Annotated in this window: 14 protein-coding genes; 6 read left to right on the top strand and 8 right to left on the bottom strand. The window is 61.6% G+C overall.

The window, feature by feature from the left end:
• From J7S20_RS00005 to J7S20_RS00020, 4 genes are all read left to right on the top strand, one after another.
• A partial coding sequence (locus J7S20_RS00005) for a hypothetical protein (protein WP_284052179.1) occupies positions 1-692 on the top strand: 692 nt, incomplete at its 5' end.
• A 55-nt stretch (positions 693-747) separates the two neighbouring features.
• Positions 748-1,479 (top strand): thioredoxin domain-containing protein, encoded by a 732-nt coding sequence (locus J7S20_RS00010; RefSeq protein ID WP_284052180.1) that lies wholly within the window; start codon positions 748-750, stop codon positions 1,477-1,479.
• Positions 1,480-1,507: 28 nt separating this feature from the next.
• On the top strand, positions 1,508-1,969 hold the full coding sequence (locus J7S20_RS00015; protein ID WP_284052181.1) for a hypothetical protein: 462 nt from the start codon (positions 1,508-1,510) through the stop codon (positions 1,967-1,969).
• Between the two features lie 189 nt (positions 1,970-2,158).
• Positions 2,159-2,356: a hypothetical protein gene (locus J7S20_RS00020; RefSeq protein ID WP_284052182.1), complete on the top strand. Its 198-nt coding sequence runs from the start codon at positions 2,159-2,161 to the stop codon at positions 2,354-2,356.
• Between the two features lie 266 nt (positions 2,357-2,622).
• Here J7S20_RS00020 and J7S20_RS16320 read toward each other — a convergent pair whose 3' ends face one another.
• Complete coding sequence (locus tag J7S20_RS16320) at positions 2,623-2,889, bottom strand: HU family DNA-binding protein (protein ID WP_430980885.1); 267 nt, start codon at positions 2,887-2,889, stop codon at positions 2,623-2,625.
• Positions 2,890-3,188: 299 nt separating this feature from the next.
• Here J7S20_RS16320 and J7S20_RS00025 point away from each other — a divergent pair, with 299 nt between their 5' ends.
• A complete protein-coding gene (locus J7S20_RS00025) occupies positions 3,189-3,374 on the top strand; it encodes a hypothetical protein (RefSeq protein ID WP_284052183.1) in 186 nt (61 codons plus the stop codon).
• An 86-nt stretch (positions 3,375-3,460) separates the two neighbouring features.
• On the opposite strand, the gene J7S20_RS00030 is transcribed toward J7S20_RS00025, so the two are convergent.
• The 7 genes from J7S20_RS00030 to J7S20_RS00060 all read right to left on the bottom strand — a co-directional run bounded on the left by J7S20_RS00030 (position 3,461) and on the right by J7S20_RS00060 (position 16,001).
• A complete protein-coding gene (locus tag J7S20_RS00030; RefSeq protein ID WP_284052184.1) occupies positions 3,461-4,357 on the bottom strand; it encodes a bestrophin family protein in 897 nt (298 codons plus the stop codon).
• A 130-nt stretch (positions 4,358-4,487) separates the two neighbouring features.
• A complete protein-coding gene (locus J7S20_RS00035) occupies positions 4,488-5,840 on the bottom strand; it encodes an HlyD family type I secretion periplasmic adaptor subunit (protein WP_284052185.1) in 1,353 nt (450 codons plus the stop codon).
• Complete coding sequence (locus J7S20_RS00040) at positions 5,837-7,579, bottom strand: type I secretion system permease/ATPase (protein ID WP_284052186.1); 1,743 nt, start codon at positions 7,577-7,579, stop codon at positions 5,837-5,839. The genes J7S20_RS00035 and J7S20_RS00040 overlap by 4 nt, the downstream gene beginning before the upstream one ends.
• A 53-nt stretch (positions 7,580-7,632) precedes the next feature.
• A complete protein-coding gene (locus tag J7S20_RS00045) occupies positions 7,633-12,837 on the bottom strand; it encodes an Ig-like domain-containing protein (protein WP_284052187.1) in 5,205 nt (1,734 codons plus the stop codon).
• Between the two features lie 473 nt (positions 12,838-13,310).
• Positions 13,311-14,594 (bottom strand): TRAP transporter large permease, encoded by a 1,284-nt coding sequence (locus J7S20_RS00050; RefSeq protein WP_284052188.1) that lies wholly within the window; start codon positions 14,592-14,594, stop codon positions 13,311-13,313.
• Positions 14,595-14,596: 2 nt separating this feature from the next.
• Positions 14,597-15,100, bottom strand: a complete 504-nt coding sequence (locus J7S20_RS00055; protein WP_284052189.1) for a TRAP transporter small permease — start codon at positions 15,098-15,100, stop codon at positions 14,597-14,599.
• Entirely contained in the window at positions 15,093-16,001 is a 909-nt protein-coding gene (locus tag J7S20_RS00060; protein WP_284052190.1) for a TRAP transporter substrate-binding protein, read from the bottom strand. The genes J7S20_RS00055 and J7S20_RS00060 overlap by 8 nt, the downstream gene beginning before the upstream one ends.
• Before the next feature lie 343 nt (positions 16,002-16,344).
• On the opposite strand from J7S20_RS00060, the gene J7S20_RS00065 reads away from it, so the two are divergent.
• A complete protein-coding gene (locus J7S20_RS00065) occupies positions 16,345-17,937 on the top strand; it encodes a pectate lyase (protein ID WP_284052191.1) in 1,593 nt (530 codons plus the stop codon).
• Positions 17,938-17,943 lie beyond the last annotated feature (6 nt).

The raw sequence follows: 17,943 nt of genomic DNA on the forward strand, positions 1-17,943 counted from the left end.
CAATCCCGGCTGGAGGAAAGCTGAGGGGCACGTCAACGGCTACGCTGATGGTCTCTCCAGTCCAATCCCCCAATTTGTCGCCAGATCCTACTCCTGCTGCAACAAGTGGACCGATCTATTGCAGCATGTTATCCACTGCCTTGGATATGGGGGGTAAGATATTGGCTAAATCCGGCATGGTGACGACTACAGCCTTCATTTTTGTCGCCGGGATGCAAGCCGCGCCCGTATCTGCTGATACTTTGACTTACACGAACGGTCGTTTCGGCTTCCAGATCACGCTCCCGGCCGGTACGGCAGCAGATGGCGAGACCATGCGAACTCTCGACTGGCGCCTCACCGGTTCGGGCGACGCGACCGATGGCGCGGTGTTCGAAGCGGATGACGGGCATATCGAGTTGCTCGCCTTCGGGCAGCAGTTCTGGCAGGATAGCTGGCAGCAAGTCTATCAAATGGCTGCACAAGCCCTCAAGGAAGACGGCTCGACGATCACTTACCAGCGGATCACCGACAAATGGTTTGTCTATTCCGGCAAGACCAAAACGGGTGACACCTACTATCAGCGGACCCAGCGGGCCCAAAATTGCCTGAAGGACCCGATCACGATCACCGCGACGCTGACCTATGCGGATAGCGACAAATGGATCGGGAGCCTGATTGTGCCGCTGATGGCCTCGCTCGAAGGCTGCTAGTTTCGCATTGACGATCCGGGGGGATCATCAAGTTTTTTATCGACGGGGGGCACGCGTGCGTTTGACCAGAATTGCCTTTCTGATTGTCGTTGTTGCCAGCGCCTGGTCCGGGCTCCAGCCAGCCTATGCCCAGGACATCGCGATCCCGGACGGCGTAGTGGCCAAGGAAATCGATCCGCCCGTCCCGTCGGCCATACCCGGCAGCCATGACAAACGAGTGCTGGTCATGGAAATATTCGATTATGCCTGCAGCCATTGTCGCGCCTTTCAGCCGATGTTCGACAAATGGGCCATGCAACAGGCTGACGACGTGGATATCTTGCAGTTGCCCTATCTGCTTGGCAGCAGCCTGGATTCGAACCTGCAGCTGCTCTCGGGGAGAGCCTACATCGCGCTGATGATCATGGGCAGGAATGGCTACCCGACACAATCGCTGCTTGCTCACCGGCAATTCTTCGACGAAATCCTACCCTTCTACCAGCATATGACGAAGTCCGACCCGCCGGGGACCTACAAGGACATGGTGGAATTCATGGCCGCGCAAGTGGCGCGCGAGGGCATGGGCAAAGATGAATTCAAGAAGATCTTCTTTTCGCATGAGGTGGATGAGGCCGTGAAGTCGATCCAGCAAGCGGAGAAGTCCTTCGATGTGCCCGGAATCCCGGCCATCGTTGTAAACGGGAAGTATTATGTCGCTCCCGATCCCTGGGACACCAAGACTCCCACCGACGAGGTTTATAACGGGATGTTGAAGTTGACCGGCCAGCTCGCCGCCAGGGAACCATAGTGACCGATTGTGAGCGATCGGGACAGCCATGATGCAAGAGCGGGTTCCAGGTGACCGGCCGCAATTGTCGCCTGCCAGGCGCGCGTTGGCGGCGGCGCTGGCCGTTACGCTCGCTCTCTGCTCGTCGGTCTCGCTGGCCGAAGCACCGGGCACGTCACCGCAACTCGATGCCGAGCTTGCCAAGCTGGTCGACCTCTATTCGGATGGGCTGTCCTATGACCGGCTGGAGTGGCGTCATGTCGCCAATGGCCCACTGTTCGACGACGACAAGCCGGCTGCGGTGGCCTTCTTCACTCTCGCCGGTGTCGATCTGACCAATTCTTATCGCAAGTACATGGCGATCCTCGCCCGGGGTGCCGGCCGCGGCCTGAGCAAGGCGGGGGCCGGAAGGAACGCCCGTTCCATCTGGTCGCCACTACGCTGGTCGGCGGCAAATGGAGCCGCACGCTCGACTGGCAGACCATCCGAATTAGCCGCGGTACCATCGTGATCGAGGGTAAGCGTTGGTCGAAGGACGATCCAGGCTGCTGCCCCGGTACCCCGATCAAGGTGACATTCGCCCTCTCACCCGAACTCACCGGCGAACCGGTGCCGTGCTCCTATCCCGCACTACGTGAAAGCGAGAAACTGGCGGAGCGTCCTGGGTAACGGGTCATGTTATCGGCAGCCAATTGGCCGATTGGCGCTCTCGCATGATGACGATGGCTATCATCTAGCCCTTGCGGGGATGCCGGAAAAGAGCATCGAGTTGATGAACATCGGCCCCGGCGTGGCGCTGGACAAGGTTGTCTTTCCCAAGCAGGCTTCCGAGATCGCGCTGGTCGAATACCGCGCCGGAACCGGCGACCCGGCTACCGCTTTCCGCGCGGTGATCTAAAACCTGAAGACGCAGACCATCGTTGGCGATGCGCCCTTGCGGGTCGAGTTGAGCAGCGGACGGGTCGAAAGGTCGCAATGGACCTGGGGGAAGGGCAAATTGACTGTCGAGGACGACAACTACGGAACGGCAAGATTCACGCTTTAGCGCGGGCTTGGAATGGGAATTTCACCGTACAGGAATACTTCCTATGGCTGGCGTGCAACGCGGCCGATTAAGCTTGGGAGATGACCAGAGCCTGAGACGGTCCGACGCGGTTGGTGTGGTTATGACAGGTCGAGTGATTTCGACATCTTGAACCTTAAAACCTTTTTTTCGGGAACTAAGATATACGAACCGGTTGCGGGATTGCGCGATGGGCGCGCTTTGCGCTCCTTGCCCACGAAAGTGCCAAGGTTCGGGAGAGTCAGTCGGTCGCATTCGGTTCCAACGGTCCGTAATACTCCGATTATGGCGTGAAGTGCCTTTTTTGCATCTGCTCTGCTAAGACCGGTTTCATCCGCAATCCTCTCGATAGCTTCGCTTTTTTTCATCGTGATCCCTCATAATCAAGAAATTGATCTTCCTGGCACTGAGCACGCTTGATCTCGTTTGGACGAAACCCAGATGTTTGAGGCTAATTCCATCTGCGGCTTGCCGCAAATGTCCGCTTTCTACCCGTTCCGGTCCTGTGCTTCGCGATTTGGCGTGCCCGAAACCGGTCATCGGCTGAGAAGCAAGTAATCGTCAACAACTGGGTTGGCAGCCGCTAGCCCCATATTGGCCACGATGTAGGAAAACGGGACCTTAATTCACGACACCTATTCTCGCACCGACAAACGGGGGAGGGGGCATGGCATTCACAGACGAAGAAAAGCGCCGCTGGCATGATGAGAAGTTGTCGCGCGAGCGTCGGCCAGAACCTGGATATCGCTCAGAACCGATCGCGATCTGCATTCATTGCCAAAATCCGTTTGGGATCAACGAGGGCGTGATTTCCGGTGAGGTCGCATTGTGCGATCTATGTAATGGCGACTGATGGGCCGCTCGCTGCCCATCAGCTTTCAACCGGGCAAACGCGCATGGCAGACCTTTATCGAACTAATTGTCGCAAGGCCTCAATACTTAACTTAGTCGATATGCCACCGGCTCCAAAACAGGCGGGAGATTCTCGTCCCCGGCTGCCGCAAGCAGGTCGCGCTCTATGGTGCGTACGATCGCGTCGAGCGGAAGATCGTTCGCCTCGGTGCCAAATGGATCGGCCAATTCGTCACTCAACGCGTCCAGGCCAAAAAACGCGTAACTGATGATGACCACCAGGGGCAGCGTCCACCAGCCAAGCGACGGGGCAAGCGCAAATGGCAGCAAGATGCAGAATAGATACACGGTTCGGTGAAGAAGCAGTGAGTATGCAAAGGGAAGCGGAGTTGCCTTGATGCGTTCGCAACCACCCTGGATAAGCGATATCTCGCTTAGCTGGTTCTCCAAAACCGAATAGTGGATCGGATCGATCTTTCCCTCGACCATCAGTTGAGTGCATGCGCGACCTACCATCGTAAGGGCCGAATCGGTGGCATTGGGGACCTTCACCGCGGCCAGGCGGCTAACTCTCGTAGCAATCGCAGCAGTTTCATCCTCGTTACGCAGTCGAGCTGCAAGGCCGGCGGCGACGGCACACAAGCCGATCAACATCGGACGCCGCTCGAGGGGCGCGACCGAGGCGGTCTGCCGCGCAAAAGATCGCGCGGCGATCACGAAACGCCCCCAAAGTTTGCGGGCTTCCCACCATCTTTCATAGCTAGCGCTGTTACGGAAGCTCATGAAAATCGAAATGGACAGGCCGATCAGCGTAAACGGCGTTGGGCTAAGACCAGTGAGCCATTGCTGTTGAAAATGCGCAACCAGAACTGCCCCGATCGAGATCACCATCGTAAAGGCAAGCTTGGTCGCAATCGATGGAAGGATCGAGCCCCTCAACGCGAACAATATATCGATGGAAAGGAGGCGGGACCGCACAATCATGAATACCCGCCCTGCCGGATGTCAGCCCTATGTTCAACCCGCGCCAGTCGAATCCATTACCCGGTCGCAAAATGTTCCAATGCCCGGTCGCATCGGCTTAGTGGCAAGGCACTGCGATGAATTTCGCCAATCAGCGCTGGTGGAACGATCGCGACACGGCTTCGCTGAGCGGTCCGAGAAGATAGGCGAGCGCGGTGCGCGCCCGCACGCGGACCGTCGCCTGGACGGGGATACCAGGGCGCAGTCCCTCGCTCGTCCCGCGCGCCCTGGCGAGCATCTTAAGCTGGTCGTGCGGAACCACGATGTCGGCGGTATAGTAGCTCCTGCCCGTTTTGTCGTCGTGAAGCGTATCGGCGGACACGTTGCGCACCACGCCCTTCAGGATCGGAAGATCGCGTTCGTGGAACGACAGGAAGCGAACCTCTGCCGGCATATCCTCGCCAACACCGTCGATGTCAGTCGGGTTAAATTGCGCACGAATGATCAGTGGCGCCGCGTCGGGCACGATGTCCATGATCGGCTGGCCGGGGCTGATGACACCGCCTTCGGTGAAGACGTGCAGCCCGACGACGCGCCCAGATACAGGCGCGCGGATCTGCGTCCGCGCCAGTTGTTCGCGCGCTGCGCTGAGCTTGGGGAGCAGATCGTTTAGCTGGAAATGGTCATCGCGGAGCTGGGCCGCGCTGTCCTCGACATATTTACGCTGCGCACGGATGAACTCGTTGCGACTCTGGCCGATCTGCTCCCCGGCCGCCGCGGCGCGCGCGCGGTAATCCGCCTCTGCACCTTCCATCTCAGTCACGCTGCGCCGGAGCGCGCGGAGCTGGTTCTTCGAAACGAAACCCTTTTCGGCAACGGGCTTCATCGCCTCGAGTTGCTCGGCATAGGAGTCTCGCTGGCTCGCCGCCGAAGCGGACTGCGCGCGATTGCCCTCCGCTTGTTCGCGAAGCTGCGCTTCCTGCTGGTGGAGCACGGCATGTTCGGCCGAAATCGACTGTCGGCGCGCATTATACTGGTCGAGCTGTAGCCGCTTCGCCCGTTCCGCAATCGCGCGATCCTCTGGCGGAAGCTTGGTGAAGCTCGCCGGCCATGCGATCGCGCGACCGCTGACCTCGGCCTCAAGCCTGGCGTCCTGCGCCTGGAGGTTGATCACCGAGCTGGCGAGCGACCGTTCCTGCGCGCGAACCTCGTCGCCGGCCAGTCGGATCAGCACCTGACCAGCCTTCACATGCTGGCCCTCGCGCACGTTGAGCGACGCGATGACGCCGCCGTCGCGCTGCTGCACCGTCTGGCGATTGCCGACGACGGTCACTTGGCCGCGTCCCTGCGCCGCCGCATCGAGCCGCGCGAACGATGCCCAGCCGAGAAACACGACGAAGAACAGACCGGCGACGATCCAGCCGAGCAGCGCCACGCGCGCTGGCGGCTTATCGAGTCCGTCGAGAAGCTGACGCGGGGGCCCCGCGCTGATCGAACCGTTCATTCTGCCGCCTCCACCAGATTGGCGTCGTCCACGCCGGCGGAGCGGCTGTTGTCCGGCTTGTCGCCGGTATCGCGCACCAGCATTTTCTCGCGCGGTCCGAATGCCTGCACCGCACCGTCGCGCAGGACCATGATCTTGTCAGCGATCTGAAGCACCGCCGGGCGGTGCGTCGAAACGACGACCGTCGAACCGCGCCGCTTGAGTTCCTGCAAGGTCTGCAGAAGCCGGGCCTCGCCATTGCGATCGAGATGGGCGTTGGGCTCATCGAGAAGCACAAGCCGCGGAGATCGATAGAGCGCCCGGGCGAGCGCGACCTGCTGACGCTGGCCGGCGGACAGACCGCCTTCACGGCTGCGCAAATCGGTTTCATAGGCCTTGGGCAGCTTCAGGATCATGTCATGCGCCCCGGCGAGCATCGCCGCCTCCACCACCTGACGATCACCATCGGGAGCGGGAGCCAGCCGCGCGATATTGGCGTAGACGCTCGCTGGAAACAGCACGGCGTCCTGAGGCATATAGCCGATATGGCGACCGAGGGCTTCGCGGTCCCAGTCGGCATGGCGCGCGCCATCGATCCGCAGGTCGCCCGCGTCGGCATCGATCGCGCCCGACAGCACGCGCAGCAGCGTCGATTTGCCCGCTCCGCTCGCCCCTACCATCACCAGGATTTCGCCGGGTGCCGCGCTCATGTCGACCCCGTCGAGAATCTTCCGCTCGCCATCCGGCGCGAGGACAGTGACGCCCTTGGCGACGATATGGCCTTTTGGCGCAGGTAACTCGGTCCGCTGCGGCTCGAATGCACCGTCCTGCGAGAATTTGACGAGATTGCGATAGGCCGATCGTGCGCCGATCAGGCTCTTGTACGACGCGATGATCTGCTCGATCGGCTGCAAGGATCGGCCGAGAAGCAGCGACGCGGCAAAGATCGACCCGGCTGAAATCTGCTGGTTGATGGCGAGCCACCCGCCCAGTGCCAGTGCCATCGACTGGAGGAGCATGCGCAGGAATTTCGTGGTGGCGAGATGGAGGCCCGATACGCGTGCGGTATCGGCCTGAACCAGCGCGACCGACGCGCGGTCGTTTAGATGGCCCGCGACAATGGCATCTCGCATCCCCAGTGCCCGAACGACCTCGGACGACTGCACCGAATATTCCTGGCTCCGCATCAGCTCGGCCGAGCGCGCCTGCGCGGTGCGAAGTCCGTTGCGGGTTCGCACTTCGCCGCTCCACGCGATCACGCCGAGAATGAGGCCAGCGAACAGCGCGAGCAGGCCCAGCCACGGGCTCAGCAGGCAACAGACGATGATATAAACCGGCGCCCACGGCCCGTCGAACAGCGCGATGATCGCGGGGCCGACGAGCACGCCGCGCAGGCTGTCGAAATCGCGCAGCGCCTGCGACCGTTCGGCATTGTCCATTCCCTCGGCGCCCAGCACTTCGACCAGCAGTGCCGGAGCCAGCGTGCGTTCAAGGCGTATGCTGGCACGTTGCAGCAGGCGCATACGGACCATGTCGAGCAGCGCCAGCGTGACCAGTGCGAAGGCGAGAATGACGCTCAGCAACAACAGCGTCGATCCGCTACGCGAGGGCACGACACGGTCGTACACCTGCAGCATGAAGAGCGAGGGCGCTAAATAAAGAAGGTTGATCAGGCCGCTGAACAGTGCGGCATAGGCAAAATGCCGCCGACACGCGGTGAGCGCGTTCGACAGGGCGTTTCTGGCGCTACTCTTGGTCATAAGTCATCCGCACGCAAACAAGCGGGGCCGGCGTGGGCCGACCCCGTACCCCTTTAATGATGGAATGCGTCCATTAGTCCGTGCGAGCCATAGCCAAGCTCGTGCTGATCTTGGTCACCGAACAGACCACCGACAAACGCCGGCAGGCTGCGTTCGGCCGGCGTGCCCAGCCACCCGTGATGACCGTTGGTCAAAAGGCTGGCGAGCGACGGCGCACCGCCATGCTCAAACTCGACAGCATTCGGATCGCTGACGCCGAGCAACGTTACCGACCCGCCGAACGAGAAACCGAACACCGTATCCTTCACGCCGTCGTGATCGATATCGGCCACTTTCGTGCTACGAACGCGCATGCCGAAGCCGAGTTCGATCTTGTCCTCGCTCGTATCGAAGTCGGTGATGGTATCGCGACCACCAAATAGTTCGAACCCGAAGCTATCATGTCCTTCGCCACCGGACATGACGTCGTTGCCGAGACCGCCGAAGATACGGTCATTGCCTGCACCGCCATCGATCTTGTCGTTGCCCGGACCACCGACGAGCAAGTCATTGCCCTTCAGCCCCTCGATGACGTTCTTGCCGAACAGGCCGATCAGCGTGTCGTCGCCGGCGGTGCCGGTCAGATCGCCACCGAAAAATCCACCGACCTTGAACACGCCGTGATGATCGATGCCATTGACGGTCACGTCGACGCTGCCGGTGTCGGTCAGGCCATCGGCGTCGGTGATGGTGTAGGTGAAGTGGTCGATCGCGGTCTCGCCGGGCTTGAGAGCATCGAAGCTGTCCGCATCGGCGACATAAACCAGCTTGTGCTGATCGGCGTCGAATTCAAGCGTGCCGTGCGTTTGCGAGCCATCAACGCTCTTGATGACAATCGAGTTGCCGGCATCTGGGTCGCGGTCGTTGCCGAGAAGCGTATCCCAGAGATTGGCCGTTTCCGAATCGTCGTCGACGCTGATCGCATCATGCACCGCATGCGGTGCTTCGTTGACGTCACCGATGCCGATCTCGATCGTCTCCTGTGTCGCCAGGCCACCCTGATCGGTCGCTTCAGCAACGATGGTAAAGCTGGCATTCGATTCATGATCGAAGGCATCAGTAGTGGTGACGGCACCGGTCTGCGCGTCCACCGCGAACCGGCCGCCGGCATCGTCGACCAGGCTGTAGGTGAGCGTGTCGGTCGCAGCATCGGTTGCGTGAAGCGTGCCGACCAGCGTTCCGGCCGGCAGATTCTCGTCGACCGATGCGTGGTCGATGGCAAGGTCGGCAGGCGCCTGGTTCGGTGCCGCGACATGCAGGAGCGCTACCTGCGGATCATGGTCGGTCGGACGTGTGTCAGGCGAGAATTCGGCGTTGATATGCACCGAATCGTACTGCGCTCCGTCGAGCAATCCGCCCGTTACCAGGATATGATCGAACTCCTGCAGGTTGCCGGCATATTGATAGCTGTACCGTTCCTCGCTCGGCAACAATGAGCTGAGATTGGTGAGCACGCCGCCCGCGGTCAGATGCTGGATCGCATCTTCCCAATAGAAGCCGTTGAAATCGCCCATTACCGCGATGTTCAGGCTCGGATCGTCGGCGAGATGCTCGTTGATATAGGCGCGGACGCCATCTGCCTGCGCCGTGCGACGGGCGTCGCCCGACTGCACCGGCGGCTGGACATTGCCGAAATCGGGATCGCTGCCGCCGCGCGAATACGAGTGCATGTTGATGAGCGTCACGTCCTGCCCGTTGAACGAGAAGGTGCCGACCAGCGGGTTGCGGCTGTGATAATATTCGTCGCCGGTAATCTCGGTCAGGCTGCCATCCACCAGCGTGACGCGGTTCGCGTCATAGACGAAGGCATTGCGGATATTGCCATTGGGCTCGCCACCGGTCGAGTTCTCGGTGGCCGGATCGATCTGCGCGAAGACGTAGTGGGCCGTCGGATCCTCCGCATTCATCGCATCGACCAGCGCGCCCAGATTTTGGTCCGCGCTCAGCACACCCGATGCGTTGCCGTTGTCATCCTGCACTTCCTGCAGCGAGATGATGTCGGGCGCGCCTAGATTATAGACCATGTCGTGCGCGAGAATGTCGTACTTGTTGTCCGACGGGTCGAGATTTTCGACATTGTAGGTCGCCACCGACAGATGGTCGGCATCGCCCTGAAGCGCTGTTGTCTCGCGTGCGAGCGTGGTCGGCGCCACTACCGTCGGCTCGGCGTCGGCCAGCACCTCGTAGGAGTCATAGCTGTAGCCGACGACGCCAGTGACGTTGGCGAGGTGATCGCCCTGCGTCAGGTGGTTGAAGTCGTAACTGGTGCTGTCGATCTGGATGCGCTCGGGATTGGCATCGCCTTTCGAGAGTGTGAGCCCGCCGCGCTCGGAAACGCCGCTCGCGCCTTCGCCATCCGACGCGACGACATAGGTTTCGCCGTAATTATTGGTGCTCTGGATGACCAGCGGGTTTTCAACGGTGACGCGCATTCCTTCGAGAGATTCATAGAAATCGATGCCGTCATGCTGCGGATCGTAGGAAGTCAGGCCGTCATTGTCGATCACCTGATCCGGCGGCAGAACGCCATCGGCGCCAATGACGACCGCGTCAGGGAGCGCGTTGCCCTGGCTCGTCACCGTCACGATCGCATGGTCGATCTCGGTCGTCGTCAGTCCGGCATCGTCGCCGGCGTATTCGGAAACGGTGCCTCGCGTCTCCACGCCGTCGCCGACCGCGACCGTCGGGGTGCTGCCGGTATAGACGTAGATCGCGTCCGAGGTCGCGGTGTCGCCGTCGCCATGCGCATCCTGGAGGTAGAAGCCGTAAGGCCCGACCTGCGTGACGATGCCGGTCGTCGTGACATCCTGACCGACATAGGCGCTGGTGTGGCCCGCGCCCTGAATCTCGTAGATCGCGAGCGCGACGGGGTCGTCGTTGATGATCGTGCCAGTCGCACTGGCATCGTCGATTACGATATCGCCCTGCGGATTCGACAGCGTCAGACCGACCGCCTCGTTATATTCCGAGTTGGTATCGCCCTGTACCTGCAGCACGATTTGCTGCGTCGACTCTCCCACGGCGAATTGGACGGTGCCGGTCAGCGCCTGACCGGGCGCGAGATCGTCGGCCGAAATGCCGCTGGTGTCGAACGCATAATCGACCGATGCCTCGCTGGCGCTCCCTCCCGCGCGGTGGACGGTGAAGACGAGGTCGCTCGTCCCACTATCGCCTTCAAGCGTGCTGGCGTCATCGACACGGATATGCCCGGTATCGGTCGCGGCGAGGAAGCTCTGGCCGTCATTGACCGTGCCAAAGCTGTCATCGCTCGCGCTGGACCAGGTGAAATCGGCTGCGGTCGAGCCAGCGCCCTTGAGTTGCAACGAAAAGCCGGTGCCGGGCGCCGGTTCCTCGGCTACACCTATGTCGGTGCTGGTCATGCCGTTGGCGGCGCCGCTGGTGGCGGTGAAGCTGCCTTCATAGGAGAGGAACTGAACGACGTTGCCGCTTGCGTCGACGAGCGCCAGTCCGTCTGGCGAACCGTTCTGGATGCCCGTCGCGTCGACCGAAACGGTGCCGAAGCCGTTCGACTGGTCGGCGATGACTCCCGACAGCGCGATCGTCTTGTAATCCGCGCCGCCATTGCCGTTGTAGAGCACGACCGACCAGCCGGTGAGGTCGGTTCCGGCAACACCCGCTACTTCGATCGCCTCGCCCGTGTCTGGGCCGCTATTGTCATAGTGCAACTCGTTGATGAACACATTTTCCTGATCGGTCGAACCGGTCGCATCGTCGTTGACGATGGTGCCTGTGGCCGAGGCCTGGTCGATTGTTGCACCGCCCGTCACGCCCGACAGCGTTACCGAAAAGGTTTCGTCTGCTTCGACGGCCGTGTCGCCAGCGACGTCGAGCGTGATCGTCTTGCTTGTCTCTCCGTCGGCAAAGGCGATGTCGCCGCTGAACGCCTGGCCGCTCACGAAATCGCTGGCATCGGCGGTGTCGAAGGCAACGTCGTAATGTGCTGTCACCGCGCCGGTGCTGCCGCCGTCGCGGGACACAGTGAAGCTGATCGGCTGCGTCCCCGCATCGCCTTCGGCAACGCTTGCATCGGCGATCGAAAGCGCGCCGGGCTGGCCGGTGCCGCTGCTGCTACCGCCAAGCGTTTCGCCGGTATTGAGCGAGCCGAAGCTGCTCGGTGCCTCGGCCTGCCAGGTCAGGTGGTCGATGTCGCTGCCGACGAGCTGGAGCGAGTCGGTCTCGGGCGTCGTTCCGCTTTCGGCAACGCCGACATCGGTGCTGGTCATACCATCGGCAGGACCGCCAACCGCGGTGATCGACCCCTCATAGGACAGGAACTGCAGCACCTCGCCGGTGGCGGTCCGGACCAGCGCGAAACCGTCGGGCGACCCGTTTTGCAGGCCCGGGACGTCAAAGGCGAGCGCGCCATAGCCATTGCCTTCGTCGTCGATGACGCCTGAAAGATCGACCGGCGAGCCATAGGTGCCGCCGCCATTACCGTTGTAGAGCACGAGGCTGTAGCCGCTGAGGTCGGTTCCTGCCGCACCGGCGATCTCGATGCCCTCATTCACGTCAGCGCCGGCATTGTCGTAGTGGAACTCGTTGATAAACGGGTCGACCGCGGGCGGTACCGCGGCAGCGGCGTCGCTGGTGACATGAATATTGTCGATCCCGACCCATTCGTCGCTGCCGCCGGCATTCGCGGTCATGATCCGCACTTCGAGGTTTGCCGCGCCGTTGGCGTCGTCGGGAAGCGTCACGCTTAGCGGGGTCACGAGCGTGTCCGAGGCATCGGTCGCATCGGCGATATATCCGCCCGGGACATTGACCCAGTCACCGGAATCTGCGGTGCGGTACTGGACAACGACCTGCTGCACGGCGTCATCACCGGTATCGATGTCGCGCGCATCGAAGCTGAGCGTCACGCCCTGCCGGTCGGTCGCGTCGAGATAAATCACGAGGTTCGGATTGTCGGCAGATCCCGACCCCTGCAGCGCAACGGTCGGATCGGCGATCTCGAATTCGGCGACGCCGCCATTGTTGATGGCGGTATTGGTCTGGTTCGCGACCGCGTCGATCGTGGAGAAGTCCTGCGTGACCGTCCGCGCATCGCGGTCCGCCGAAGAGGTCGACGAATCATCGCCAAGGTAGCCGACGATGCTGGGCACATTGCTCCAGTCGTCGTTGGTCGTGATCAGTCCGGTGTCGGACCAATCCTGCACGAAATCACCGCTCGAAAGATCGTAATACACCTTGGACATGAAATTTCCCCCAATCCCCCAGGAGCGATCACGACCGGGGATTCGGCCGCCGCTCAAACACTTATCGGGAGTGGATTTAGACAGCGCCTGTGACAGCCACGTGAAATTTCGTGATGCAGGCAAACCGATCGTGCGGCCGGAGGGTGGCGCCCCATTTGCACTCTAAATGATAGGGAGAAAAATGTTTCTGGGGCTCAGAGCTTTATAAGCGGCCTTCAATCGCAGCTCCAAACAGTCCGACGCAGAACTCACGCCGACCTTTACGCTTTGGATCGGCGCTGGCGCTGTTCACCAAAGCACCGCGCGGAACGCCTTTTTGACCGGCGGGCAGAACCCCTCGTCCGCAACGGATCCGCGACGATGCCAATTCCATCCTGCGCTAACGTCGGCTTTCGGCAAAAAAGCCGCGGCTGGGCACTTTGTCTTCCCAAGCGTTGCTTCGCATGGTCCGATATGTTCGCCGGCTATCGGGTTCAATCGCCGAAATAGTGCGGGAGCGCCATCGATAGCCAGGGCACATAGGTGACGAACAGCAGCGCGATGATGAGGGCGCCGTAGAAGGGCCAGATGGTTCTGACGGCGCGTTCGACCGGGATCTGGCCGACGGCGGAGCCGACGAACAGAACCGATCCGACGGGCGGCGTGACGAGGCCGATGCCGAGATTGAGCATCAGGATGATCCCGAAATGCACCGGATCGATTCCGAGATGCTGGACGATCGGCAGGAAGATCGGCGTGGTGATGACGATGAGCGGCGCCATGTCCATGAAGGTGCCAAGGACGAGCAACATGACGTTGATCATCAGGAGGATGATGAGCGGATTGTCGGAGATCGAGGTCATCACCTGCGACAATTCCTTGGGCACCTCCAGGATGGCGAGCGCATAGCCGAACGCGGTGGCGGCGCTGATGATGAGGAGCACCATGGCGGTGGTCCGGACCGACTGCATGGCGGCCCCGAAAAAATCTTTCAGGCCGAGCGTCCGGTACCCGAACACGCCGATCGCGATAGTGTAGATGACGGCGATGGCCGAGCTCTCGGTAGGGGTAAACACGCCCGACAGGATACCGCCCATGATGATGACAGCGGTCATCATGCCGGGAAGAGCGCCGGCAAAGGCGATGATGAACTTGCGCCAGCCGGGGAAGGTGCCGGCGGGATAGCCGCGCTTTGCGGCGACCACCCAGGCGACGAACATCAGCAGCGCGCCGGTGAGCACGCCGGGAACGATCCCGGCGAGGAACAGGGCGCCGATCGACACGCCGGTGCCCGAGGCGGCGGCATAGATGATCATGTTGTGGCTGGGCGGGATGAGGAGGCCGACGATTGCCGCGGTGACGGTGACGTTGACGGCATAGTCGGGATCGTAGCCCTTTTCCTTCATCAGCGGGATGAGCGTGGAGCCCATCGCCGAGGCGCTGGCGATAGCCGAGCCCGAGACCGCGCCAAATAGCATCGAGGCGCCGACATCGACCTGGCCGAGCCCGCCGCGCGCGCGCCCGAACATCGCCTCGGCCACCTGCATCAGGCGTCTGGCGATGCCGGCGCGGTACATCAGGTCGCCCGCGAAGATGAAGAAGGGGATCGCCATCAGCGTGAACACGCTGACGCCGGCTGCCATGCGCTGCATCGCGACAACCATGGGAATGTCGAGCCAGGCGAAGGTGGCGAGCGAGGCGCCCATCAGCGCGAATGCGACGGGCACGCCCATCGCAAGCAGGACGAACAGCGTGAGGATGAGGATCGTCAGGGCCATGGTCAGTCCGCGCTCGCTTCGTCGTCGAGATCGCCGGCGGGGTCGCCGCGCAGCAGATGTTCGATGGAAAACAGGATCATCAGCACGCCCGACAATGGCAGCGGCAAATAGGCGAAGCCGCGCGATAGGCCGAGCGTCGGAATCTCGTGATCCCAGGTCAGCCGCACGAGTTCGCTGCCCCAGATGGCGAGCGATAGGCCGGCGAGCGCCACGCACCCATGAACGAACCAGCGCATCGGCCGACGAATGGCGGGCGACACGGCGTTTTCGAGCGCGGTGATGCGGATGTGGAACTGTTCATGGACGCCGGCGGCAGCGGCGAAGAACACATACCAGATCATCAGCAGGAGCGATGCCTCTTCGGCCCAGGACGGGCTGGCATGGAGGATATAGCGGCCGAACACCTGATAGCCGATGATGGCGGTCATCGCGATCAGGCCGACCGCGCCCGCGGCGAGCATGAAGATACTGCCGCGTTCGGGCCATGGCCCCAGCGGATCACGCATCGCTACCTCCCATGTCCTGGATCTGGCGGACGAGCTCGCGGCCCCGGTCGCTTGTCACGAACCGGCCCCATAACGGGCGGGTGAGCCGGCGAAAGGGTGCACGGTCGACCGTGTTCGCCTTGACGCCCGCCGCGATCACCTCCTTGCGGGCACTGACCACGCGCGCGTCCCAAAGCTTGCGCATATAGGGCACCGAATCGCGCGCGCTTTCCATGATGACCTCGCGGTCGCCCGGCGTCAGCTTGTCCCAGCGCGTCTTCGACATCAGCAGCACCTCGGGCGCCATGACGTGCTGCGTCTCGCTGTAATAGCGCGCGACCTCGTAATGGCGTTCGGACTGATAGGATGGCCAGTTGTTTTCGGCGCCGTCGATCACGCCCTGGACGAGGCCCTGATAGACTTCGCCGAGCGCCATCGGCGTGGCATCGGCGCCAAGTGCCTTGACCATGCCGACGTAGAGATCGGAGTTCTGAACGCGGAATTTCCAGCCGCGCATATCGTCCGGCGAATGGATCGGGCCATGCGTGTTGTAAAAGCTGCGCGCGCCCGAATCGTAATAGCACAGCCCGATCAGCCCGTATTTGCCGAGCGAATCGAGAATCGCGCGGCCGGGCGCGCCGTCGAAGGCGCGGCGGCTATGGTCGATCGAATCGAACAGGAAGGGCAGCGACGGAATCATCGTCAGCGGGTCGATGGCGTTGAGCGGCGCGATGTTGACGCGGTTGATATCGAGCCCGCCGAACGCGGTGATCTCCAGCGTGTCACGCTCCGATCCCAACTGACCGCCGGCGAACATCTTGATCGACAGCCGCCCGCCGCTGCGTTTCGCGATCAGATCGCCGAAATATTCGACTGCCTTGACGGTCGGATAGTCCTTTGGATGGGTGTCGTTGGCGAACATCTGCGTGCGCGGACCGCGGTTGCACGCCGCAAGCATGCATAACGATCCAATCACGAACTCGCGGCGACCCGTTCGCAGCATACCCCCCATCCGGCCGGCGTCTTACCGGCTCAGTCGGCCTGTCATTGCGCCGGCCGTTTACGCGCTTTCCGATGCTGCACGTCAATCGGTGCATTGTCATCGGCATGTTTCTGTCCTACGCCTAACGAATGATGACACCGGTTACCAGTCCTTTTCGAAAGGGCTGGAAAGAGCGGGCAAAGCCAATCAGGTCGCGATAGAAAAGGAGAGCGAAGTGTCGAAACGGGCGGTACGGAATCGGTGGAATGCTGGGCTTGGCGCGATGGCGCTCGCGATCGCGTTGGTCCCGATCGGCACTGTCACGCCGCTTGCCGCGCAGGCCAAGCAGGCGCCGAGTCGTCAGAAGATTCTCGACACGATGAAGCGGGCGACCAAATTCATGGTCGACGATGTCAGCACGCGCGGCGGCTATGTCTGGTCGTATCTGCCCGACATGTCGCGCCGCTGGGGCGAGCTGGAGGCGACGCCCTCGATGATCTGGGTCCAGCCGCCCGGCACGCCCGATATGGGCAATCTTTTCCTCGACGCCTACCACGCCACGGGTGACGAATATTACTACAAGGCCGCTGAAAAGGCCGCAGATGCCCTGATTGCCGGTGAAGTCGAAACCGGCGGCTGGAATTACCTGATCGATTTCGGCGGCGATGCGTCGACACGCCATTGGTACAACACCGTCGGCAAGAATGCCTGGCGGATGGAGGAATTCCAGCACTATTGGGGAAACGCGACCTTCGACGACGACGGTACTGCGCAGGCGATGAAGTTCATCCTTCGTCTTTATGCGGAGAAATATGACCCCAAGTACAAGAGCGAAGTGCTGCGCAACCTCGATTTCGTTCTGAAGAGCCAGTATCCGAGCGGCGGCTGGCCGCAACGCTGGCCGCTGAAGCATGAGTTCGTCCATCACGGACTGGCCGACTATACCTCTTACATCACGTTCAACGACAATGTGACGGCGGAAAATGTCGGCTATCTGATCGAATGCTATCAGGTGTTGCAGGATCAGCGGCTGCTGCCGGCGATCTATCGTGGAATGGATATCTATCTGCTGACGCAGCAGGGCGATCCGCAGCCGGGTTGGGCGCTGCAATATACGCCATATGACCTCAAGCCCGCGGCGGCGCGCAGCTATGAGCCGAAGGCGCTCGCCACGCACACGACCGCTTCCGCGGTGAAGCAGCTGATGCACTTCTATCGCCTGACCGGCGACAGCAAATATCTCGCGCGCATTCCCGACGCGCTGGACTGGCTGGAATCGGTTAAATTGCCGGCGGACAAGGCCAGTCCCAAGGGCGCCTATCCGACCTTTATCGAGATCGGCACGGGCAAGCCGCTCTATCTCCACCGCAAGGGGTCGAATGTCGCCAACGGCGAATATTATACCAGCAGCAAGCCTGACCATGTGATCGGTCACTATTCGTCCTATCGCGATCTCGACGTGCCCGCGCTGCGCCGCGAATATCAGCGGCTGAAGGCGATGTCCCCCGAACAGGCACGGAAAGGGTCGCCGCTGTTCGCCGAGCAGGCGCAGCCGCTGCCGCGCTACGTCGAAACCGATACTTCGGGTACGTCGGACCTCAATGACGATTTGGCGGGCAAGAGCGCCGAAACCGTCGTTCAAAAGCTCAACGCGCAGGGCTGGTGGCCGACCGAATTGAAGGCGACGAGCCATCCTTATGCCGGAGATCCGCCCGACACGCCGACGAACAAGGATTATGAGACGACGCGCGTCGGCGACAAATATGACACGTCGCCCTATTATGCCGACAAGCCCGTGATCGGCATTTCGACGGCGACCTATATCAACAACATGGCGACGCTGATCGCCGCGCTTCAGCAGGGTCGCAGCGGCTGATGCGGG

The sequence above is a fragment of the Stakelama marina genome (assembly GCF_018122655.1).
In the GTDB taxonomy this organism is placed as follows: domain Bacteria; phylum Pseudomonadota; class Alphaproteobacteria; order Sphingomonadales; family Sphingomonadaceae; genus Sphingomonas; species Sphingomonas marina.